General features: G+C 53.9%; 21 protein-coding genes. 9 read left to right on the forward strand and 12 right to left on the reverse strand.

Features of this window, described 5'->3' with window-relative positions:
* Positions 1 to 614: 614 nt before the first annotated feature.
* The 8 genes from nirB to NXT09_RS15585 all read left to right on the forward strand — a co-directional run bounded on the left by nirB (position 615) and on the right by NXT09_RS15585 (position 10,135).
* Positions 615 to 3,167: a nitrite reductase large subunit NirB gene (gene nirB, locus NXT09_RS15550; RefSeq protein ID WP_205555229.1), complete on the forward strand. Its 2,553-nt coding sequence runs from the start codon at positions 615 to 617 to the stop codon at positions 3,165 to 3,167.
* Entirely contained in the window at positions 3,164 to 3,532 is a 369-nt protein-coding gene (nirD, locus tag NXT09_RS15555) for a nitrite reductase small subunit NirD (protein ID WP_205555230.1), read from the forward strand. Before nirB ends, nirD begins: the two co-directional genes overlap by 4 nt.
* 26 nt (positions 3,533 to 3,558) lie before the next feature.
* Entirely contained in the window at positions 3,559 to 4,938 is a 1,380-nt protein-coding gene (gene cysG, locus NXT09_RS15560; RefSeq protein ID WP_268580233.1) for a siroheme synthase CysG, read from the forward strand.
* Between the two features lie 488 nt (positions 4,939 to 5,426).
* Positions 5,427 to 6,143 (forward strand): ABC transporter permease, encoded by a 717-nt coding sequence (locus tag NXT09_RS15565; RefSeq protein WP_010277628.1) that lies wholly within the window; start codon positions 5,427 to 5,429, stop codon positions 6,141 to 6,143.
* Complete coding sequence (locus NXT09_RS15570; protein ID WP_205555232.1) at positions 6,143 to 6,877, forward strand: ABC transporter permease; 735 nt, start codon at positions 6,143 to 6,145, stop codon at positions 6,875 to 6,877. The genes NXT09_RS15565 and NXT09_RS15570 overlap by 1 nt, the downstream gene beginning before the upstream one ends.
* Positions 6,874 to 7,638 carry an ABC transporter ATP-binding protein gene (locus tag NXT09_RS15575; protein ID WP_095993023.1) on the forward strand — a complete coding sequence of 255 codons (765 nt, stop codon included), beginning with the start codon at positions 6,874 to 6,876 and terminating at the stop codon, positions 7,636 to 7,638. Before NXT09_RS15570 ends, NXT09_RS15575 begins: the two co-directional genes overlap by 4 nt.
* Before the next feature lie 75 nt (positions 7,639 to 7,713).
* Positions 7,714 to 8,583: a transporter substrate-binding domain-containing protein gene (locus NXT09_RS15580; protein ID WP_205555233.1), complete on the forward strand. Its 870-nt coding sequence runs from the start codon at positions 7,714 to 7,716 to the stop codon at positions 8,581 to 8,583.
* Between the two features lie 94 nt (positions 8,584 to 8,677).
* Entirely contained in the window at positions 8,678 to 10,135 is a 1,458-nt protein-coding gene (locus NXT09_RS15585; protein WP_268580234.1) for a M20 family metallopeptidase, read from the forward strand.
* 74 nt (positions 10,136 to 10,209) lie between these two features.
* Here the strand turns inward: NXT09_RS15585 and trpS are convergent, their stop codons facing one another.
* From trpS to pilM, 12 genes are all read right to left on the reverse strand, one after another.
* On the reverse strand, positions 10,210 to 11,214 hold the full coding sequence (gene trpS, locus NXT09_RS15590; RefSeq protein ID WP_205555235.1) for a tryptophan--tRNA ligase: 1,005 nt from the start codon (positions 11,212 to 11,214) through the stop codon (positions 10,210 to 10,212).
* On the reverse strand, positions 11,211 to 11,915 hold the full coding sequence (locus tag NXT09_RS15595; RefSeq protein WP_268580235.1) for a phosphoglycolate phosphatase: 705 nt from the start codon (positions 11,913 to 11,915) through the stop codon (positions 11,211 to 11,213). The genes trpS and NXT09_RS15595 overlap by 4 nt, the downstream gene beginning before the upstream one ends.
* A complete protein-coding gene (rpe, locus tag NXT09_RS15600) occupies positions 11,908 to 12,585 on the reverse strand; it encodes a ribulose-phosphate 3-epimerase (protein WP_010297113.1) in 678 nt (225 codons plus the stop codon). Before rpe ends, NXT09_RS15595 begins: the two co-directional genes overlap by 8 nt.
* A 112-nt stretch (positions 12,586 to 12,697) precedes the next feature.
* On the reverse strand, positions 12,698 to 13,510 hold the full coding sequence (gene dam / locus NXT09_RS15605) for an adenine-specific DNA-methyltransferase (protein ID WP_014916855.1): 813 nt from the start codon (positions 13,508 to 13,510) through the stop codon (positions 12,698 to 12,700).
* A 79-nt stretch (positions 13,511 to 13,589) separates the two neighbouring features.
* Positions 13,590 to 14,606 (reverse strand): SPOR domain-containing protein, encoded by a 1,017-nt coding sequence (locus NXT09_RS15610; protein WP_268580236.1) that lies wholly within the window; start codon positions 14,604 to 14,606, stop codon positions 13,590 to 13,592.
* A gap of 166 nt (positions 14,607 to 14,772) precedes the next feature.
* Positions 14,773 to 15,858, reverse strand: coding sequence for a 3-dehydroquinate synthase (gene aroB / locus NXT09_RS15615; RefSeq protein WP_268580237.1), 1,086 nt, complete (start codon positions 15,856 to 15,858; stop codon positions 14,773 to 14,775).
* 51 nt (positions 15,859 to 15,909) lie between these two features.
* Positions 15,910 to 16,431, reverse strand: coding sequence for a shikimate kinase AroK (gene aroK, locus NXT09_RS15620; protein ID WP_005969451.1), 522 nt, complete (start codon positions 16,429 to 16,431; stop codon positions 15,910 to 15,912).
* Positions 16,432 to 16,782: 351 nt separating this feature from the next.
* Positions 16,783 to 18,057 (reverse strand): DNA uptake porin HofQ, encoded by a 1,275-nt coding sequence (hofQ, locus tag NXT09_RS15625; RefSeq protein ID WP_268580238.1) that lies wholly within the window; start codon positions 18,055 to 18,057, stop codon positions 16,783 to 16,785.
* Between the two features lie 100 nt (positions 18,058 to 18,157).
* Positions 18,158 to 18,535: a HofP DNA utilization family protein gene (locus NXT09_RS15630; RefSeq protein WP_268580239.1), complete on the reverse strand. Its 378-nt coding sequence runs from the start codon at positions 18,533 to 18,535 to the stop codon at positions 18,158 to 18,160.
* Positions 18,532 to 19,119, reverse strand: coding sequence for a hypothetical protein (locus NXT09_RS15635; protein ID WP_268580240.1), 588 nt, complete (start codon positions 19,117 to 19,119; stop codon positions 18,532 to 18,534). The genes NXT09_RS15630 and NXT09_RS15635 overlap by 4 nt, the downstream gene beginning before the upstream one ends.
* Complete coding sequence (locus NXT09_RS15640; protein WP_268580241.1) at positions 19,112 to 19,681, reverse strand: PilN domain-containing protein; 570 nt, start codon at positions 19,679 to 19,681, stop codon at positions 19,112 to 19,114. Before NXT09_RS15640 ends, NXT09_RS15635 begins: the two co-directional genes overlap by 8 nt.
* Before the next feature lie 2 nt (positions 19,682 to 19,683).
* A complete protein-coding gene (gene pilM, locus NXT09_RS15645) occupies positions 19,684 to 20,535 on the reverse strand; it encodes a type IV pilus biogenesis protein PilM (protein ID WP_268580243.1) in 852 nt (283 codons plus the stop codon).
* Positions 20,536 to 20,650: 115 nt separating this feature from the next.
* Between pilM and mrcA the strand changes: the two genes are divergently transcribed.
* Positions 20,651 to 23,206, forward strand: coding sequence for a peptidoglycan glycosyltransferase/peptidoglycan DD-transpeptidase MrcA (mrcA, locus tag NXT09_RS15650; RefSeq protein ID WP_268580244.1), 2,556 nt, complete (start codon positions 20,651 to 20,653; stop codon positions 23,204 to 23,206).
* Positions 23,207 to 23,271 lie beyond the last annotated feature (65 nt).

Below are 23,271 nucleotides of genomic sequence, written 5' to 3' on the forward strand. Positions count from 1 at the left end.
TAACACAACTCATGTACACGATGACGAATGTAAGCCACATAAATAATTAAAGAATAACTTCACTGACTGTGTTGGTCCTGTCGATAAAAAACACGGCTATTCTTCTGGTACGGCCTCATAAGTCGATCAAGGTCACAGAAAAGAAATAGCGTGCTAATTAAAAAAAAATGCTGTTTTATTTTCAATTATTAAGGTTGTGACTCCGTTAGTCATTAGGCAATTTATTCCATATGACGAAATTATGTCGCCGATAACTGTGCAATTGCACACAACCTTGTGAGCATTATCACCAGAACATTTCATATCCTTATTAAACAAATGGATAATCCCTTAGTTTTATTTTTGAGCGCTCAGGAACGTGAATGATTGACAAGGGGGAAGATTACTCTGATAGCGGATTGCCCGCTAACCAGTCGGCTTCTGACCAAAAGCGTGCTATAGATCTCATTTTTGCTCGCCACTAAAACTCCTGCAAAAACCAAGACTTAAGAAAAAATAAGTAAAATCATCAAGATACTCATAAAGTAGTATATAAAAGACAATTTGATGTACATCAATAAGCGTCCAGTGTGGAGCGATAAGGTAACCTCAGAAGAAGCAATTTTGAGGCAAAAATGAACAAAGTCAGACTCGCTGTTATCGGTAACGGGATGGTTGGCCACCGTTTTATCGAAGAGTTGCTGGATAAGGCCCCAACGTCCACCTACGATATTACCGTTTTTTGTGAAGAACCCCGCGTCGCCTACGATCGTGTCCACCTCTCTTCTTACTTCGCGCACCACACGGTAGAAGAGCTCTCTTTAGTACGCGAAGGCTACTACGAAAAAAATGGCGTTAAAGTCCTGCTCGGTGAACGCGCCATCACCATCAACCGCAGTGAAAAAGCCATTCACTCCAATTCCGGCCGTACCGTGTATTACGACAAGTTAATCATGGCCACTGGCTCTTATCCGTGGATCCCGTCAATCAAAGGGTCAAACGGGCAAGACTGTTTCGTCTACCGCACCATTGAAGATCTGAACGCCATCGAAAACTGCGCACGCCGTAGCAAACGCGGCGCGGTGATCGGCGGGGGTCTATTAGGTCTGGAAGCGGCTGGCGCGCTGAAACACCTTGGCGTGGAAACGCACGTTATTGAGTTCGCCCCGGTGCTCATGGCCGAACAGTTGGATGCACAGGGCGGCGCCCTGCTGCAACGCAAGATTGAAAACATGGGTGTGCGTGTACACACCAGCAAGAATACGCAGGCCATTCAGCATTCCGGCCTGGAAAACCGCAAGACGATGGTGTTTGCCGACGGCAGCACGCTAGAAGTCGACTTCATCGTGTTCTCGACCGGTATCCGCGCACAGGACAAATTGGCGCGTCAGTGTGCGCTGGAAATCGGCCCACGCGGCGGTATCGCGATTAACGACTGGTGCCAGACCTCCGACCCGGACGTCTACGCTATCGGCGAATGTGCCGCCTGGCATGGTCGACCATTTGGTCTGGTCGCACCCGGCTACAAGATGGCACAGGTTGCCGTCGACCACCTGTTAGGACATGAAAACCGATTCCAGGGTGCCGACATGAGCGCCAAGCTCAAGTTGATGGGCGTCGATGTCGGCGGGATTGGCGACGCACACGGCCATACGCCGGGCTCTCGCAGCTACATGTGGCTGGATGAAAATAAAGAAACCTACAAGCGTCTGATCGTCAGCGCCGACAATAAAACACTGCTCGGTGCTGTGCTGGTCGGAGACACGCGGGATTACGGCAACCTGCTGCAATTCATGCTGAACAAAATCCCGCTGCCGGATTCTCCTGAAGCGCTGATTCTTCCTGCGTCCGCTGGCAGTGCGAAACCGACGCTGGGTGTCGATGCTCTGCCGGAAAGTGCGCAAATCTGCTCCTGCTTCGACGTGTCCAAAGGCGACATCATCAAAGCAATTAACGGCGGCTGTCATACCGTCGCGGCGCTAAAGGAAACCACCAAAGCCGGTACGGGCTGCGGCGGCTGTATCCCGCTGCTGACGCAGGTGTTAAACGCGGAACTCAGCAAGCAGGGGATCGAAGTCAATAATCACCTGTGTGAACACTTCGCCTATTCGCGTCAGGAGCTGTACCACCTGATCCAAATCGAAAAAATCAAAACGTTCGATCAACTGCTGGAGAAACACGGTTCAGGCTACGGCTGTGAGGTCTGTAAACCAACCGCCGCGTCTCTGCTGGCTTCCTGCTGGAACGAGTACGTGCTCAAACCACAGCACACGCCGCTGCAGGATTCCAACGATAACTTCCTCGGCAATATCCAGAAAGACGGCACCTATTCCGTGATCCCACGCTCCGCAGGCGGGGAAATCACGCCGGATGGCCTGATCGCCATTGGTCGCATCGCTAAGCAATATAACCTGTACACCAAAATGACCGGTTCTCAGCGCATGGCACTATTCGGCGTACAGAAAGACGACCTGCCTGACGTGTGGGCCCAGCTCATCGAAGCCGGGTTTGAAACCGGCCACGCTTACGCCAAGGCATTACGTATGGCAAAAACCTGCGTCGGCAGCACCTGGTGCCGCTTTGGCGTCGGCGACAGCGTGGGCTTTGGCGTCGAGCTGGAAAACCGCTACAAAGGCATCCGCACACCGCACAAAATGAAATTTGGCGTCTCCGGCTGTACACGGGAATGTGCAGAAGCACAGGGTAAAGACGTGGGGATTATCGCCACCGAAAAAGGCTGGAACCTGTATGTATGCGGCAACGGCGGGATGAAACCGCGCCACGCCGACCTGCTGGCAGCCGACTTAGACCGCGAAACGATAATCCGCTATCTGGACCGCTTCATGATGTTCTACATCCGCACGGCCGATAAGCTCCAGCGTACGTCCGTCTGGCTGGATAATCTCGAAGGCGGTATCGACTATCTGCGTAACGTGATTGTGAAAGACAAGCTGGGCATTAACGATCAGCTTGAAGCGGATATCGCACGTCTGCGGGAAGGTTACCTCTGCGAATGGCAGGCGACGCTGGCGGATCCAGACGCACAGAAACGCTTTGCCCACTTCATTAACAGCCCGGTACGTGACCCGAACGTGCAAATGGTGAGTGAACGTCAACAACACCGTCCGGCGCGCCCTGCCGAGCGTATTCCGGTAAAACAGATTGAGTTAGAGGAGGAAAACGCATGAGCCAGTGGACGACCGTATGTAAGTTAGACGACATCCTGCCCGGCACCGGCGTTTGTGCACTCGTCGAGCAGCAACAGATTGCCGTGTTCCGCCCACGTAACGATGAACAGGTTTACGCCATCAGCAATATCGATCCGTTCGCGCAGGCGAGCGTATTAAGTCGCGGTATAGTGGGCGAGCATCAAGACGATCTTTGGGTAGCAAGCCCATTGAAAAAACAGCATTTCCGCCTTTATGATGGCTTCTGTCTGGAGGATGGAGCCTATTCTGTTGCAGCTTATGATACTCAGGTCACAAACGGTAATGTGCAAATATCCATCGCAGACCGTGACACCGCGGTTGATAATAGCCAACCATTACCCTAATAACCTGAGCTTTCAAGAGGCGTTACATGGATTACCTGCCAATATTCTGTCAGTTGCACGATAAACCTTGTCTATTGGTAGGAGGGGGTGAAATAGCCGAGCGTAAAGCCCGGCTATTGCTGGATGCTGGCGCAGTGATTACCGTCAATGCGCTCGATTTTAACGATCAATTTCGGGCGTGGGAGCAGGATGCTCAATTAACGCTGGTACACGGCACCTTCGATCCCACATTACTGGACGCCGTGTGGCTGGTGATTGCCGCCACCGACGATCAGGACGTCAATAACCATGTCTATGCCAGCGCCAGCGAGCGCCGGATTTTCTGTAACGTGGTGGATTCTCCAGAACGCGCCAGCTTCATTATGCCGTCGATCATCGACCGTTCACCGCTGATGGTCGCGGTGTCTTCTGGCGGCGCTGCACCGGTATTGGCTCGGCTACTGCGGGAAAAACTGGAAAGTATTCTGCCGCAAAATCTCGGTAAGCTGGCGACATACGCAGGTGAATTGCGCAGTCGGGTCAAAAGCCGATTCCGCAATATGAGTGCACGCCGTCGCTTCTGGGAAAAGCTCTTCGTACACGATCGGCTGGCGCAGGCGTTGGCAAACGACAATAGCCAAAGCGTTAACCAACTGACGGAACTGCTTTTCTCCGCGCCGCTCGATGACCGGGGTGAGGTGACGTTAGTCGGTGCAGGGCCGGGCGATGCGGGATTACTGACGTTGAAAGGCCTCCAGCATCTCCAGCAGGCCGACATCGTTGTTTATGATCGTCTGGTATCGAAAGAGATCCTCAACCTGTCACGCCGCGACGCCGAGCGAATCTTCGTCGGCAAAGCGTCTGGCTATCACAGCGTTCCTCAGGATCAAATCAATCAGCTGCTGGAAGAAAAGGCACTCGCCGGTCATCGGGTCGTCAGGCTGAAAGGCGGCGACCCCTTTATCTTCGGCCGTGGTGCCGAAGAGCTGGAGCACCTGCAACAGGCGGGCGTCCCGTTCTCCGTCGTCCCCGGTATTACGGCCGCGTCGGGCTGTTCAGCCTACAGCGGCATCCCGCTCACCCATCGCGACCACTCACAGGGCGTCAGGTTGATCACCGGACACGTCAAGCACGACACCGATCTGGACTGGTCCAGCCTCGCCGCGGAAAAGCAAACGCTGGTGTTTTACATGGGGCTTCAGCAGGCTGAGCACATTCAAAGTAAGCTCATCGAACAGCAGTTACCGGAAACCGTGCCTGTCGCGATTATCGAAAACGGCACCTCAACCAAACAGCGCGTGCTGAGTGGACAGCTATCCCAACTGAGCGAATTAGCACAGCGGGCCAGCAGCCCGAGCTTGATTATCATCGGCAACGTTGTCGGGCTGCGGGAAAAATTGAGCTGGTTCTCTGACCAGACAGCATAATCCTCTCCCTACCACCTTACTCACCCGCTATCCGTTCTGCCGGATAGCGGTTATTGCACCATCATAATGCAACGCCCCATCAAATAGCATAACAATGCACTATTTTGAACATACTCCCTTACAAAATGTCACTTTAATGCTTTACCGCAGGCCACATCTGCCTTATTTTGACTAAAACGAAACCCATTAATAAGCAGACTATATGAATAAATAATCAATAATCGTTTACGTAAAACGTGGCCCGACTATTGCTTAGCTTTCTAATAGATTCGCGGCACGACCTCTGAATCGTTCCTATCGAAACGATTTCATCGTCAAGTCATCGTGGTTTTTCGACATTAGTGCCTCATCGAATGAGTCCATACCGAAAGGTGATACATCGCGTCATTACGTATTTCTACTCGCGTTCCTGAACGGAGTATGTCGTTCTCTCATCACAAAAACAGTTCTGTTCAGCAGAACAATAAGCAAGCAGTTTGGAGTCACTTGTGGAAGACGTTACTTTCTGGCAGCTCATCAGTTTTGGTGAACATGGCTGGGGGAAATTATTACTAATCGGGGCAGGAATGACGCTCGCACTGGCGATCGGCGGCTTCCTACTGGGTGCGGTGATCGGCACGATCGGTGCCTGGTCCAAAATTTGCGGCAATCGCCCCGTGCGCTATCTGGCTGATGGCTACACGACGCTTATCCGTGGCGTCCCCGACCTACTCATCATCTACCTGCTGTATTTCGGCGGCAGCTCTGCGTTAACTCTGCTCGCCAAACTGTTTGGTAGCAATGAGTTCTTTGGCTTTCCTGGCTTCCTCGCCGGGGTAATCGCCGTCGGCATTTCCTCCGGCGCGCAGCAGACAGAAGTCTACCGCGGTGCGTTCTACGCCGTGTCCAAAGGGGAAATTGAGGCCGCCAAAGCCTGCGGTATGCCAACGCTACTGCGCCTGCGCCGCATCATCATACCGCTCCTGCTGCGCCACGCGATCCCCCCACTCGGCAACGTGTGGCAGTTGGTGCTGAAAACCTCTGCGCTGGTTTCCGTTACCGGCGTCGCTGAACTCTTGACGCAGGCGCAAACGGGCGCAGGCTCTACCGGCAAACCGTTTGATTTCTTCATGGCGGCCGCGCTGCTGTATCTGGCTATCTCAATCTGTTCCGGCTGGATTATGCGCCGTGCTGAGTCTCATTATTCCCGGGGTGTGAAACGCTGATGGATTTTCCTTTTCTGTACGAAACGTTTCTGGAGATTATTCCCGGTATCCCGTTAACCCTGCAACTGGCGGTCAGTTCGGTCTTTCTGGGCTTCTTTCTGGCGCTGGGCTTGGCGTTGATGCAGCTGTCGTCCTTTGCCGTACTGCGCTCCATTGCCCGGACCTACGTGCTGTTTTTCCGCGGCACGCCGCTGCTGGTTCAGCTGTTCCTGATTTACTACGGGCTGGGGCAATTCACCTGGGTTCGGGAAAGTATGCTTTGGCCATTCCTGCGGGAACCGCACTGGTGCGCCCTGCTGTCGCTCAGCCTGTGTACCGGAGCCTATGCCAGTGAAATTATCCGTGGCGGATTGCAGTCCGTTCCTGCAGGCCAGATCGAATCGGCACGCGCCTGCGGCATGCCATCGTTCATGATTTTCAAACGTATCGTTTTTCCGCTGGCAATCCGTCAGGCGCTCCCTGCTTACGGCAACGAGCTAATCTCGATGGTCAAATCGACCTCGCTGGCTTCCATCATCACGCTGATGGAAATCACCGGGATTGCTGCACGTCTCATCGCGGAAACCTACCGGGCGCTCGAAGTGTTCCTGGTCGCTGGTGCTATTTATCTGTTTATTAACCTTATTCTGACCCGTTTACTGATGTGGACAGAATTTACGCTTACCCCTCATCTCCGTGCGCCGGGTGCGCAACCGGCAGCGAAAAAAATTAAGAAATTGGGAGATCTGCAATGACGACACCCGCCATTAGCCTGCGCAACATTCATAAAAGCTTCGGCTCTCTGGACGTCCTGAAAGGGATTTCGATTGAGGCCAATCAGGGCGAAGTCATCTCAATTCTGGGATCGTCCGGTTCAGGTAAATCGACGCTGCTGCGCTGTAGCAACCTGCTTGAGCTTCCCGACCAGGGCGAGATTATCGTCGGCGGAGAAGCGATTGAAATGAAGCCGAACCGCAAAGGGCAGAACCGCCCGTCGAACCTCAAACAGATCGACAGAATTCGTACCCAGTTGGGCATGGTGTTCCAGAATTTTAACCTCTGGTCACACAAGACCGTGCTGGAAAACATCATCGAAGCACCCGTGCACGTCTTAAAGCGTCCACAGGCGGAGTGCGTGGAGCACGCCGAGCAGCTGTTAGAGAAAGTCGGTCTGGCGGATAAACGTCACTACTATCCTGCACATTTGTCCGGTGGACAGCAGCAGCGCGCCGCAATTGCCCGTGCGCTCGCAATGGAACCGAAAGTGATGCTGTTTGATGAGCCGACCTCCGCGCTCGACCCAGAGCTGGTCGGTGAAGTGCTGCGCGTCATGCGCACGCTGGCGGACGAAGGGATGACCATGCTGGTCGTGACCCACGAAATGGATTTTGCCCGCGAAGTCTCCAACCGCATCGTCTTCCTCCATCAGGGGGAAATTGAAGAACAGGGAACGCCGGAGCAAGTTTTCACTGCCAGCCAGTCGGCTCGCTTCCGGCAATTTATTGCCAGTTGGTAAACACAACCCACCACTCTCATGACAGTGGTGGGAAATAAACAAAATATAACGATATCACTCGCCGGGAGAACACCAATGATCAAATCAAAACTCACTCTGCTCGCTTGCTCGCTGTGTATGGCAGGCACGCTGGCCGCCTCATTCACCGCGTCAGCGGAAGAGAAAAAATGGACGACCGTCCGCATCGCAACCGAAGGCGCTTACCACCCGTATAACTTCACCAAACCAGACGGTACGCTGGATGGCATGGAGATCGAGCTGTACAAAGTGCTGTGTAACAACATGCAGGTGAAATGCGAGATCATGGTTCAGCCCTTCGCCAGTGCGATTCCTGCGCTGAACGCGGGTAAATATGACGCGATCATCGCGGGTATGTCCGCCACGGCAAAACGCCGTGAAGTGATCGATTTCAGCCAGCCGTACACGCAGGCAGGGCAGACCTTCGCCGTGCTGAAATCCAGCTCACTCGCCAAAGATTTCCCAGACGCGGGCGTGCGTTTCTCCATTGAACCCGCCGATGAAGCGAAAGCGCTGGCAGAAGTTGAGAAGCTGAAACCGCTGCTGGAAGGCAAAACCATCGGCGTGCAGTCCGCCTCTATCGCCAGCGCCTTTTTGGATAAATACATGAAAGGCGTGATGAAAGTACGCGAATATAAAACCACGCAGGAACACGATCTGGATCTGAAAGCAGGCCGTGTAGATCTGGTCATCGCTTCCGCGCCTTACCTGAAAAGCACGACGGACAAACCGGGCAATGACAACATCGTGATGCCAGGGCCACAGTTCATCGGCGGTATTCTGGGCAGCGGTTCTTCCGTTGGCCTGCGTAAAAGCGATCCTGAGCTGAAAGCTATGTTCGACAAGGCAATCGATCAGGCTAAAAAAGATGGCACCATCAGACAGCTGAGCGAAAAATGGTTCGGCATGGACACCACGCCGCTCTAAGCGTTACCCAATCGCTGAATCGCGTGTCATGGCTAACTGGCTGTGACACGCCCCTCGCCAATGCCATCAGAAAAATCAAACGAGCACACCACGCATGAATGCAACACACAATGAAGGAACGCTGCCGGACGTTAATCGCCAGAACGTGGAAGAGATCTGCGACCTGATTGCGACTAAGCGGCAGCAGTTCTGTACGCTGAGCGACGGCATCTGGGATACGCCAGAGCTGAACTACGAAGAGCATCGTTCGGCGGCACAGCACGAAGCCATTCTGAAAGCAGAAGGCTTCCGTCTGACAACAGGCATCGCCGGCATGCCGACCGCATTGCTGGGAGAATTCGGCGAAGGTCTGCCGATTATCGCCATTCTGGGTGAATACGATGCGCTGCCGGGTCTGAGCCAGCAGGCGAATGTCGCTGAGCCAAAGCCGCTGGAAAACGGTGGCAATGGCCACGGCTGCGGACATAACCTGCTCGGTACCGCAGCACTACAGGCAGCGACGGCAGTGAAAGATTATCTGCAAAAGCACGCACTGGCTGGAACCGTGCGCTTTTACGGCTGCCCTGCGGAAGAAGGCGGATCGTCCAAAGGCTTTATGGTCAAGGAAGGCGTCTTTGACGATGTCGATATCGCCCTCTGCTGGCACCCGGCGACCTTCACCGGTGTCAACAGCCCAGTCTCGCTGGCCTGTAACGAACTGAATTTTTACTTCAAAGGTCGCGCGGCTCATGCTGCCAGCAGCCCACATCTGGGACGCAGCGCGCTGGATGCCGTGGAGCTCATGAACGTTGGCGTGAACTACATGCGTGAGCACATGCCGTCCTCCGCCCGCATCCACTATGCGATTACCGACAGCGGCGGCCACGCTCCGAACGTCGTTCAGGCCAACGCCACCGTGCGTTACCTCGTACGAGCTCGCCAGTTGCCGGAACTGCACCAGTTGGTCAAACGCGTGAAGAAAATTGCCGAAGGCGCGGCGCTGATGACAGAAACCGAAGTCAGCAGCGAAGTGATTAGCGGTGATGCCAATCTGCTGGCGAACCCGCCGCTGGAAGCGCGTATGCACGAACATCTGCTGGCGCTCGGCCCGATACCGTTCGATGACGAAGACCGAAAAATGGCAGCGATGTTCCAGACCGCGCTGAGCGCCGAAGACATCGCCGAATCCTACGCGCGTTTCGGCGTTAAACCGCAGCCGGGTTTAACGCTGCACGACGGAATTTATCCGCTGTATAGCCCGAATGACGCCTTCATCGGTTCTACGGACGTGGGAACAGTTAGCTGGGTTGTGCCGACCGTGCAGATTCGCAGCGCCACTTATGCCATCGGCACGCCAGCGCATTCATGGCAGTTGGTCGCACAGGGGAAAACCGGGGCCGCACACAAAGGCACGGAGTACGCAGCGAAAGCGATGGCCTCACTGGCTATCGATCTGCTGGTCACACCCGAACTGATTGCGCAGGCAAAAGCCGACCATCAGGAAAGATTGCAGCAGACACCGTTTGAGAACCCAATTCCAGACGACGTGTTCGCGCCTATCCCACAGGGATAAGAAGCTGATTCGAAGGGATAGATAAGCAGTAGCAGGAAACCGTCAGGAGAACACCTCCTGACGGTAATTAAGACTTACGGACGGGAAACAAAACCGATAGCGTCGTAGACCTTCTTCAGCGTTTCCTGTGCGCGAGCACTCGCTTTGTCAGCCCCTTCACGCATGATCTGTTGCAGGAAAGCCTCATCGTTACGGTAGCGATGATAACGTTCTTGCAGCTCAGACAGCATACCGGATACGGCATCCGCCACCGCGCCTTTCAGGTGACCATACATCTGGCCGTTAAATTCCTGCTCCAGCTCTGGGATACTTTTTCCCGTTACGCCAGACAGAATATCCAACAGGTTAGATACCCCAGCTTTATTCGCCACGTCATAGCGAATGACAGGTGGCTCGTCGGAATCCGTCATCGCGCGTTTGATCTTCTTCACCACCGCTTTCGGATCTTCCAGCAGCCCGATAACGTTATTGCGGTTATCGTCAGACTTGGACATCTTCTTGGTCGGTTCCAGCAACGACATCACGCGAGCACCCGATTTCGGAATGAACGGCTCTGGCACTTTGAAAATGTCGCCATACAGGCTGTTGAAGCGCTGCCCAACGTCACGGCTCAGCTCCAGGTGCTGTTTCTGATCTTCACCCACCGGCACCTGATTCGTTTGGTACAGTAGGATATCCGCCGCCATCAGCACCGGATAACTAAACAGACCGGCGTTGATGTTCTCTTCATAACGCGCGGATTTATCCTTGAACTGCGTCATACGGCTCAGTTCACCGAAATACGCGTAGCAGTTCAGTATCCAGCTCAGTTGGCTGTGCTCAGGCACATGAGACTGAACGAAAATAGTGCTCTTTTTCGGATCGATACCGCAGGCCAGATACAGCGCCAGCGTATCCAGCGTCGCTTTTCTCAGCGCCTGCGGGTCCTGACGTACTGTGATGGCATGCAAATCCACAATGCAATAGATGCAGTCGTAATCGTCCTGCATGTTGACCCACTGACGTAACGCCCCCATGTAGTTACCAATGGTCAATTCACCAGACGGCTGCGCACCGCTAAATACAATGGGCTTGCTCATACTAAGGGTTCCTGATTGTGTGAAGAAGACTGCCCGATCAGGGGCAAAATATCGGCAAAACGATCCAGAACGACATCCGGCTGACTCAGCTCGATCGCTTCACCATAGTTATAACCATACGTCATGCCGACACTACGACAGCCCGCCGCCTGTGCCGCCTGAATATCATTGCGGGAATCACCGACGAACAGAAGCTCGCTGGCACGCAGCCCCAGCTTACCGAGTACCAGATAGAGCGGCGCAGGATGTGGCTTTTTCACAATGACGTCATCGCCACCGATGATCAGCGAAAAATAGTCGCTAATCCCCAGGCCTGCCAAGAGCGGGGCAACGAACGGCGTGGGTTTATTGGTCACCACCGCCATCGGAACGCCCTGCTTCGCCAACTGTGCCAGCGTCTCTTTTACCTGTGGAAACAGCGTACTGCCGCTATCCACCGTCTGCGCATAATAGCTATCGAACCGCTCACGGGTTTCTTGCAGGCGCTCACCTGTAGGCTCAACGCCAGCCCAGCGCAGCGCCCGTTCAACCATCACGTCCGCACCGTTACCAATCCAGGTTGCGACACGCGCTTCGCCCGCAGCAGGCAACGACTGCGCCACTAAGGCCTGATCGATCGCCGCCGCCAGACCCGGTGCGCTGTGAATCAGCGTCCCGTCCAAATCAAAAGCCAATCCGCGAACTGCGGTTAATTCAGTCATGTGTCGTCCTTGAAATTTCACTACGCATTTGATCAATGACGGCACGGTAATCTGGATGACCAAAAATAGCCGATCCCGCCACAAACATATCCGCGCCCGCTTCAGCAATTGCGCCGATATTTTCTACTTTTACGCCGCCATCGACTTCCAGTCGAATGTCGTAACCGCTGTCGTCGATCAAGCGACGAACCTGACGCAGTTTATCCAGCGTGCTGGGAATAAAGGACTGACCGCCAAATCCAGGGTTAACCGACATAAGCAGAATGATATCCAGCTTATCCATGACGTAATCGAGATAGCTCAGCGGCGTCGCCGGGTTAAACACCAGTCCGGCTTTGCAGCCGTGATCTTTGATCAGTTGCAGTGAACGATCGAGGTGATCCGTGGCTTCGGGATGAAAGGTAATGAAACTGGCTCCCGCGTTGGCGAAATCGGGGATGATACGATCGACCGGTTTCACCATCAGGTGGACGTCAATCGGCGCGGTAATGCCGTAATCGCGCAGGGATTTCAGGACCAGCGGGCCAATCGTCAAATTTGGCACATAGTGGTTATCCATGACATCAAAATGGACCACATCCGCCCCGGCAGCCAATACGTTAGCGGTATCTTCACCAAGACGGGCAAAATCAGCCGACAGAATAGACGGCGCGATTAAAAACGGTTTCATTCATTTCTCCAAACGGTAAAGTCTGAATGCCTGCGGGTAACCTATTCCCGGCTAATGACGCCTCTCAGACGGCATTAACCGATTCACCGCGCTCTGTTTACCCCAAACGGTATTACCGATATAGGGCTAATAACTCGTTTACTTTACTACGCCCTAAAATATTACGGCTAATCGTTCTGCGCGCTTTAACAACATACAGCACAGCTTCCTGATACCACTCACGAGTCAGTAACGTGTCATGATTGGAAATCAGTACCGGAATCTGGCTTTCTGCTGACAAACGGCGCGCCAATTGCGCCAAACTCTGCTGGTCGGCACGACTGAAATTATTGGTGTGATAGGCCGTAAAATTCGCGGTCGCAGACAGCGGCGCATAAGGCGGATCGCAATAAATGACCGACCCTTTCTCTGCTTTTTCCAGCGTGTCCTGATAATGCTCACAGACGAAGGTGGCATTTTGCGCTTTGAAGGCGAACCAGCGAATTTCTTCTTCAGGAAAATAGGGCTTCTTGTAGCGCCCGAAAGGAACATTGAATTCACCGCGCATGTTGTAACGGCACAGGCCGTTATAGCAGTGGCGATTCAAATAGAGAAACAGTAGCGCACGCCGATAGGCATCGCTGCAAAGGTTAAATTCGTCACGCAGCAGATAAAACGTCTCTGACGTGTTGACCTCATCCGTAAAAAGTTTACGGGCGTCGGTAACAAACTCATCTGCATTCGATTTAACGATATTGTAGAGATTAATCAGGTCGCTATTAATATCAGCCAGTATGTAGCGATCGTATTCCGTATTCAGAAACACGGAACCCGCGCCAACAAAGGGCTCAATGAGACAGTCTCCTGCGGGTAAATAGCGACGAATTTCTTCTACCAGCGGATATTTACCACCAGCCCATTTTAAAAAAGCGCGGTTCTTCTTCATGCCGTCGTTAGTTACTCATACGTTTCAGAGCCGCGGATTGTACTCTGTGTCAGACAGCACATCAGGGCTAAAATTGGTGTTACTTATTCAAGTCCTGCTTCACCTGGCGGATCGGCTTAACCCATGGTTTTTTCGCTTGTACCTCTGCGGGCAACGCGGCAATTGCCTGTTTCGCTTCCGCAGAAGAAGCATAGACTCCGGTCACTAACACATACCAGGATTTTCCGTCTCGTTTCGTTTCATACACCCACGAATGGGCGAGATTATGTTGTTTTGCGTAGGCTTTCAGCGTATCCGAGCGTGACGCGCTGCTCAGTTGCAGCGTAAAACTGCTCGCAGGCGCATTCTGTACAGAGACGTTCTGCCCGGCTGCCGCAGGCGCTGCTTTTGCGTTAGCGGCAGGTTTGCTGGCTACTGGCGCTTTTGGCGCGCTGTTCGCAGCAGGCTTAGCGTTGCTAGCGTGTGCAGGCGTCGTGTTGTGCGTATTTTTAGCGGATGAGGTCGCAGGCGTTTTGCCCGCCGGAGTAACCGTCGCAGGCGCTGTTGGCAGCGTCGAGTTTCCTGCCGCACCCTGAGAGAATTCGCTAACGCGCCCTTGCTGTTGCGACAGCGCATCGGTGATATTGCCCGGCAGCTCGATACGCTGCTGGCCTGCCACCGGCGGTTGAATCTGTGCATCCGTCGGCGTACCGGAAATCGGTGGAGCACTCAATGTCTGAGGCGACGTCGGCGTTTGAGAAGACGTCTGCCCTGGCATTTGACCATGACTGGCCTCGCCGGAAACAGGCGCAGGGCTTTCACTCGATGAGGAAGGCTGCGTGCTCTGGGTCATGGAGGACGAAGAAGAGAGATCGATATTTCGCTCGCCACTCGCTTGATTCTGCGTCTGTGACGTTTGTGGCTGAGAAGGTGCCTGCAAAGCCGAGCCAATACCCACGATCAGCAACACCAGCACCACAATCCCGATGCCAATCATCAGGTGCTGTCTGGAAAGCGCGATTTTAGGTACCGCGAAGTTGCTGCTTTTCTGCTGACGAGTAGGTCGACGGTCACTGGTATCAGGCTTCAGCTCATCTTCCGGCTTGAACTCATCCATTTAACATCTCCCCACTAAAAAGCTCGAATTCGCCACGCGGTCGCCAAGGCGAATCATTGAATCGTAACGCATTGTATTTTATTAACCATAACCCATCAGGGCGTGTCTGTCGTTAATACTTATCTTTCATAACTGCCAGTCTTTCATAACCCGATAGCATTATGCATCAGGCAAGACAATCAGCTATCGAAGCCAACACCATGTCATGCGCGACGCCACCACGAACTTCAGATTGACCGATTGCCGTTGGCAGCACCAGACGTAACTCGCCCGCCAGCACTTTCTTATCGCGCATCATATGAGGAAGATAGGATTCAGGTGTCATTTGCGTTGGGCCGTTTACTGGTAAGCCAGCGCGAATCAGCAGAGACTTGACTCGCTCGACATCCTCAGCGGAGAACTGCCCAAGGCGACGTGCCGTATGCGCAGCCATCACCATGCCTGCCGCAACCGCTTCGCCGTGAAGCCAGTTACCGTAGCCCATTTCAGCTTCAATGGCATGCCCGTAAGTATGGCCCAAGTTGAGCAGCGCACGCATACCGCTTTCACGTTCATCTGCTGCAACCACCGCCGCTTTGATTTCACAGCAGCGACGAATGCAGTAAGCCAGCGCGTCATGCTGTAGAGCACGCACGGCTTCAATGTGTTCTTCGAGCCAAAGAAAGAAATCGCGATCCAGAATAATGCCGTACTTGATGACTTCCGCCAGCCCGGATGACAATTCCCGTGCCGGTAAAGATTTCAGGCAGTCCAGATCGATCACAACCGATACGGGCTGGTAGAACGCCCCGATCATGTTTTTACCCAACGGGTGATTGACGGCGGTTTTACCACCGACAGAAGAATCTACCTGCGATAACAGCGTTGTCGGCACCTGAATAAACCGGACGCCACGCTGATAACTGGCCGCGGCAAAACCGGCTAAATCGCCGATGACACCGCCACCCAAGGCAACAATCGTCGTATCACGACCATGCGGTTTCGCCAACAGCGCGGTAAAAACCTGATCCAATACGGTCAGCGATTTGTGCTGCTCGCCGTCAGGTAAGATAACCTGATCGACATGCACGCCACTGTTTTCCAACACACCACGAACGCGGTCAAGGTACAGAGGAGCCAACGTCTGGTTCGTCACCAGCATGGCCTGCTCCCCCGCTTTCAACGGCATAAAAGAAGCCGAATCATCAAATAATCCAGCGGCTATCGTAATGGGATAACTACGTTCCCCAAGTGTTACGGTAATTCTTTCCATGCGCGTTAAACAACCCGTTCAGGATCCGCTCAATGCGGATAAGGTATGCTCTTAGTTACTTTCCAGCATATTGATAATCTGGTTAGCAACGACCTTGGCACTTTGCTCGTCAGTCCGAATGGTAACGTCAGCGATTTCTTCATAAAGCGGGTTCCGCTCTTTCGCCAACGCTTCCAATACTTCACGTGGAGGGGTTTCAACCTGAAGTAACGGACGCTTCTTGTCACGCTGCGTGCGGGCAAGCTGTTTCTCGATTGTCGTTTCCAAATAAACGACAACGCCGCGCGCGGAAAGACGATTGCGCGTCTCACGTGATTTGACTGAGCCACCGCCTGTCGCCAGTACGATGCCTTGCTTTTCCGTCAATTCATTAATGACTTTCTCTTCACGATCGCGGAAGCCTTCTTCGCCTTCCACATCGAATACCCAGCCCACATCAGCCCCAGTGCGTCGCTCAATTTCTTGATCGGAGTCGAAAAACTCCATATTGAGTTGCTGAGCTAACTGACGGCCAATAGTGCTTTTGCCGGCACCCATAGGCCCAACCAGAAAGATATTGCGTTTCTCTGCCATGTTTTTTGGTATTACTAAGACAATTCGTTAATGATAACCCGCCCCGCCAATCAACCCAGCGGCGGGACCTAAACTGAAACCTCATGAGCGATAGTGCGAGAATCAGACAAAAAATTATCTCAAGACTCAGGGTAGTTTGGCAACCGAATAAAATGTCACACCGACCACAGGGGGTCAATGTAGTATGTTTTATCGACATTTTCGGTGGAACAACACTTCAGTGCTCAATTCGCTAACCCTTGTAAGCTAAATCCGCCGCAGCGTCAAACTCATAAGCGACGAACGTGACAAAATATTGCGCCAAATCCGAAAAAAAAACACCGTATGACATCAGAGCCTGCCTGGGTTTACTCACGATGATGCGGGTATCAGCGTCGGCGTAATGAAAATGACCAATTCTCGTCGCGTATGCTGCTGAGTATGGTTTCTGAACAGATGACCAAATACGGGAACCTCGCTTAATATGGGTACCTGTCTGTCGCTGTTCTTTTTTTGCTGCTGGAAAATGCCGCCTAAAACGATGGTTTCTCCATCAGCGACCGTCACCTGAGTTTGGATTTCCTGTTTATCGATCGCTAATGCTTCGCCATTATCGCCCTGCTTAATCGTCTGCCCCGGCATGTTTTGGCTGATTTTCAGGTTTAGCGTAATCCGTCCGGCACGCAGAATATCTGGCGTGACTTCCATCCCTAATACCGCCTCTTTGAACTCGATAGACGTCGATCCGCTGGCACCGCTGGAGACTTGATACGGAATTTCCGTGCCTTGTTTAATACTGGCGGTCTGCTGGTGCGCGGTAAACAAGCGAGGGCTGGCGATAATCTCAACCTGGCTTTCCTGTTCCAGCGCCATTAATTCCAGGTCCAGCAGGCGACCATTCAAGCGCGCCAAATGGAATCCGGCATTGATCGCGGGCGTATCCACCGGCAGGCCAACGTTAAAATTATTCAGCCTGAGCGCCTTGTTCGCTGCATCCCCTTCACCCAGCCCCCAATTCACGCCCAGCGCCTGCAGGTGCTCGCTACTGATGGTAACGATATGCGCCGCCAGTTGTACCTGTGCCAGGGGCAGATCGAGCTCTTTCACCCACAGTTCGAGCTGCGTCAGAGCCTCTTCTGTATCGCGAATCAATAGGGTATTCGTCCGCTTATCCACGGTTACGCTGCCACGCGCAGAGAGTAGCGTTCCACGCTGAGCCTGAACGCTGGCCGCCACTTCCGTCGCATCAGCATATTGCAATGCAACAGAGATATTATGCAGCGGCAATTTCTGCGCCTGCTCCGCCGCCTGTTCGTCCCGTTCTTTCTGCAAGGACTCAAGGTGTCCGGCAGGGAAAACCATCAACACGTTGCCGTTCCGCTCGACGCTGAGCTTCCCCATGCGTAAAACAATATCCAGTGCCTGCTGCCAGGGAATATCAGCCAGCCTCAGGCTAAGATTCCCCGTCACGCCCGGAGCGATCACCACATTGAGCTGTTGGTGATCGGCTAACGCCTGTAGCACCCGAGGTATCGGTGAATCTTCAAACGCCATCGATACCGAACTTTCCGCGCTAACCTGAAACGGCGCGGCGAGAAGAAGTAACCCACCCCACGCCACCACCCGGCATAACATCCTCATATTCATAACCTTCCTTGTTATCGAGATACGCTGTTGCCAGCGTTGTTTTCAAAGAACGGTTGTCCAAAGACTGCGTTCAAAATACCTGTCGTCAGGCAGACTGCATCTATTCCGCTGGCTTAGTGGTAAACGGGGAAACCAGCAGCAGGTTCTCTGGCAGGCCGTCACAGCCTGCCTCATGCGCTGTCGGGACAAGTTTGGCCCCTGATTTATCCAGTTGACTAACCAGCCAATTCCCTGGGGAAATCGTTTCGCCGCGTATCAGCCTGATCCAACCAACCTCCGGCTGCGCTAACCAGCCAGTCCAACGGTCGCCAGAACCAATCACGCCTTTTAGCTGCCACGATGGTAGTGTCGCCGAGGGCAGGCAACGCGCAGCAGCCAGAGGCTGAAAAGGGTCGATACGTTCTGCGAGTTTTTCTGCCTGCACGCTATGGGGTACGAAGGGCAGCATCAATGCGATACAACGTGTTATGTGGCTCATGGCATCGCCTCCGGCCTGATTAGCGATAGCTCAACCTGCAACCGTGGTATTTCTGTTGACTGCGCCGTTGGAGCGCCATCTGGCTTTACGGTCAGTTGCGTTATTCGCAGCACATAAGGTAATGCCGTCAGCGCACGAAGCACCTGCAATACGCCCGTGTAATTCGCGCTAAATGCCAATTGCCAACGTTCCTGATGGGGTGCTCCCGCATGAGGCGGAACGGGCTGCCAGGATAGAAGCGAAGCCCCCGCTAGCGACAGAGGCTCAACGATAAGCTGTGCCAGTCGGTCAGGCTGGAAGGGATCGTCTTGCGCAGTTTTCTCCGCTAATTGCGTGCTTAGCACTGAGAGCAGCGGCATCGCATCCAGTTTTTGCTGGAGTTCGCCGACATCCAGACGCGCCTGAACGGTTTGCGCTTCTATGCCAATCACCACCTGCCGTACTTCACCGATGAGGAACCAGCCTGCTAGCAGTCCAGCAGCAGCGACAAACGCCAATTGAAGCGCTAGCTGCTGCCAGAGCGGTTTATTCACTAGTCCAGGCCGATTCAGTACGACGGCAGTCACGATCGCTTGATTAATCATGGTCTTCCCCCGGTAAGGAAACACCCGTATCGCGCCAGTTGGCCTGAAAGGAAAAGCGCAACTGGGTATTCACACCGCGCTCTCGGGACGTATGCAGCAGCTGTACACGTTCGACGGAAACATGGCGTGATAACGCATGCTGTAGCGTAATGATATCGTGATAGTTTTCACTCACGCCGGAAAGCAGCAGATGCGAGCCACGGTCGGCGATTTCCGTCAGCCACAGACGCGCGGGCATCATGCCAGCAAGCTGGTCGAACAGATGGAGGTTACGACGATTGTCATGCTGGACTATCGCCTCGGCGCGCTCCTGTTCCAGATAGCGACGCAGCGCTTCTCGCGCCTGATGCGTTTGTTGATACTGCGCCGTCAGTTGCTGCTGTTGGGCCAGCACCGTATTGAGTTCATCCTGCGCGCGTTGCTGTCTGTGCTGCCAAAACAGATAGCTCGTGGCGATAAGGCATAGCATCAACCCCGTCTGTAGCCACAGCAGACCTAACCAACGGCGTGCCCGCAGACGCATCTGGGTTTTGCGCCAGGGTAAAAGATTAATCAGCAGCATAGTCAGGCATCCTCAGGACGCAATGCCAACCCACCCGCAATCGCAAAAGCCGAGGGAAAACTCGGTAGCGGCGGCTGCATGTGGTTAAACACCGTTAACGGCGACCACGGCTGTAATACGTCGGTCTGCTGGCGGGGTAAATCGGGCGAGATGCTAGAGTAATAGGCTATGTCATTGACATCGTGCTGATAGCGAGTGCTTACAACCGATAAGATATCGGCCTCGTCATTCAGTTCATCAAGGTGTATCACGCCCGAGTGGAAAGCGTGGTTCAACGGGGCAACCCACAGCCAGCCATCCAACAGCCGATGCAGAAGCAGACGGTTAGTTTCAAGCCCAGCCCGCTGTGCCATCACCCGAAGCGCACAGGTTGAAACCTCAAGTACATCGGGGTGTAGCCCCGCGCTATTCAGGCATGCCAGCCATTTATCGATCTCCTGTCGGCGTGCGGCCGTCACCAGCAGCGAACCCTGCCTCTGCGGGTCTTCCCGATAGTCTATCGCCAGCGATTCGCTGCTGATCGGTAGCTTACGAGCCGCCATGGTTTCGATGTAGAGGCTACGCTCCGGCTCCTGTAAACGCTGGTCGGGCATCGGTAAATGCTGCTGTAAAATCAACTGAGCAGGGAACCCCACCCGTAGAGAAATGTGTCCAGGCAGTAAACGACGCCATGTTCGCAAGGCCTCACAAAGTGCCTCAGTATGGTGTAGACTACCCGTGCGCAAGGTGTCGTCTGGTAGCGGATATTGCCACCAGTGACGAAGCTGCCAGCCATCGCGGCGGCGCTGAACCGCCAGCGCGCGCATGAAGCCGTTTTGTATATCTACTCCAACCCGCCAGATGTGATAAGCCATGTTCAACCCGATTTCCTTATCCCTTAAAAGAACGTATCCACAGTGCTGGCTTACCTTTATACTAGCGCCCGATTGTTTATAAACTGTCCAAACGCTACTGAATGGAAAATCCCAGGTGAAGTTCGTAAAGTATCTATTCATCCTTGCAGTCTCTTGCATTCTGCTGGGAGCTGCCTCGATATACGGTTTGTACCGTTATATCGAACCCCAACTGCCCGATGTCGCCACGCTGAAAGACGTTCGGCTGCAAACGCCGATGCAGGTCTACAGCGCCGATGGCGAACTGATCGCTCAGTTTGGTGAAAAACGCCGTATCCCACTCAAGCTGGATCAGGTTCCCCCTGAGTTGGTACACGCTTTTATCGCGACCGAAGACAGCCGCTTCTATGATCACCACGGTGTCGACCCCGTCGGGATCATCCGCGCGGCGTCTATCGCGCTCACGTCCGGTCACGCCTCCCAAGGGGCGAGTACCATTACGCAACAGCTCGCCAGGAACTTCTTCCTGAGCCCGGAACGCACCCTGATTCGTAAGATCAAGGAAGTGTTTTTGGCTATCCGTATTGAGCAGTTGCTGACCAAGGATGAAATCCTTGAGCTTTATCTGAACAAGATTTACCTCGGCTATCGCGCTTATGGCGTTGGCGCAGCGGCACAGGTTTACTTTGGCCGCCCTGTTGACCAGTTGACGCTGAGCGAAATGGCGATGATCGCCGGTCTGCCGAAGGCACCATCGACGTTCAACCCGCTCTATTCCTACGACCGTGCCGTTGCCCGTCGCAACGTCGTCCTTGCCCGTATGAAGGATGAAAACTACATCACGCAGTCGCAATACGATGCGGCACGTAACGAAAAGCTGGTCGCGAATTATCACGCACCGGATATTTCGTTCTCCGCCCCGTATGTCGCAGAAATGGCACGACAGGAGATGGTCAAACGCTACGGCGAAGATGCTTATAACGACGGTTATAAGGTCTACACGACGGTCACCAAAAAATTGCAAACCGCCGCACAGGATGCGCTGCGTAATAACATCCTCGCCTATGACATGCGCCACGGTTACCGCGGCCCGAGCAAAGTGCTCTGGAAAGTAGGTGAAGGCGTCTGGGATCAGGCGAAGATGATTGCCGCCCTGAAAGCGTTGCCGGTCTACGGCCCGCTCTATCCGGCCATCGTCACCAGCACCACGGCTGACAACGCGATTGCGATCCTGTCTGACGGCAGCAATATTGCCCTGCCGATGGCGGGCATGCGCTGGGCACGTGCATACCGTTCCGATACGCAGCAAGGGCCAACACCGAAGCGCGTCACGGACGTGGTACAGGCCGGTCAGCAGGTCTGGGTACGTAAAGTGAACGATGACTGGTGGCTGGCACAGGTGCCGGACGTCAACTCGGCCATCGTCTCGCTTAACCCGAAAAACGGGGCGATAGAAGCACTGGTTGGCGGTTTTGACTTTAACCAAAGCAAATTCAACCGTGCGACGCAGGCACTGCGTCAGATTGGTTCCAACATCAAACCGTTCCTGTACACCGCTGCGATGGACAAAGGTTTAACGCTGGCAACGATTCTGAACGACGTACCGATCACCCGTTGGGATGCCGGTGCAGGATCTGACTGGCGGCCGAAAAACTCACCGGCAACCTACGATGGTCCGATCCGTTTGCGTCAGGGTCTGGGTCAATCCAAAAACGTAGTGATGGTACGTGCCATGCGTGCGATGGGCGTGGACTATGCTGCGGATTACCTGCAACGCTTCGGTTTCCCGGCGCAGAATATCGTCCATACCGAATCGCTGGCGCTGGGTGCTGCCTCATTTACGCCGCTACAGGTCGTACGTGGTTATGCCGTCATGGCAAACGGCGGCTATCTGGTCGACCCTTATCTGATTAGCAAGATAGAGAGCGAAGCGGGCGGTACGGTGTTTACCGCGACGCCGAAAGTGGTCTGTGATACCTGTAATCTACCGCTGGTCTACGGTGAAACGCCACGTTCTCCGGTGTTAGCGACCACCAACGTTGAAGATGTTGCCACGTCAAACGAAGCTCCTCCGGTAGGTCTGCCGCAGCCAGAACTGGAGCCTGTTACACCAGAGGCCGCACAGCAAAGCGCTGCACAGCCTTATGCACCGCACGTGATCAACACGCCGCTGGCGTTCCTGATTAAAGACGCGCTGAACAGCAACGTCTTTGGCGAACCGGGCTGGATGGGAACGGGCTGGCGTGCGGGCCGTGATTTGAAACGTCGTGATATCGGCGGTAAAACCGGTACAACGAACAGTTCCAAAGACGCCTGGTTCTCCGGCTATGGCCCAAATCTGGTGACTTCAGTCTGGATTGGCTTCGACGATCACCGTCGCGATCTGGGTGCCAGCAGCGCATCTGGCGTCATCAAAGATCAGATCTCCGGTTACGAAGGCGGTGCAAAATCAGCACAGCCTGCATGGGATGATTTCATGAAAGCCGCGCTGGATGGCGTACCTGAACAACCGCTGACGCCGCCGCCTGGCATCGTCAGCGTGGTGATTGACCGCAGCAGCGGCAAATTATCCAACGGTGGCGGGAATAGTCGTTCCGAATACTTCATTGATGGAACGCAGCCGAAAGAATACGAAGTGCATGAAGTCGGCACCACGCTGATGGATAACGGACAAAGCGAAGAGCTATTCTAGCCAGCGTTCGATAGCATCAGACAAGGCAAAGAAGGCGCAGGAAACTGCGCCTTCTTTTTTGCTAT

Source organism: Pectobacterium jejuense (assembly GCF_026800125.1).
GTDB classification, from domain to species: Bacteria; Pseudomonadota; Gammaproteobacteria; order Enterobacterales; family Enterobacteriaceae; genus Pectobacterium; species Pectobacterium jejuense.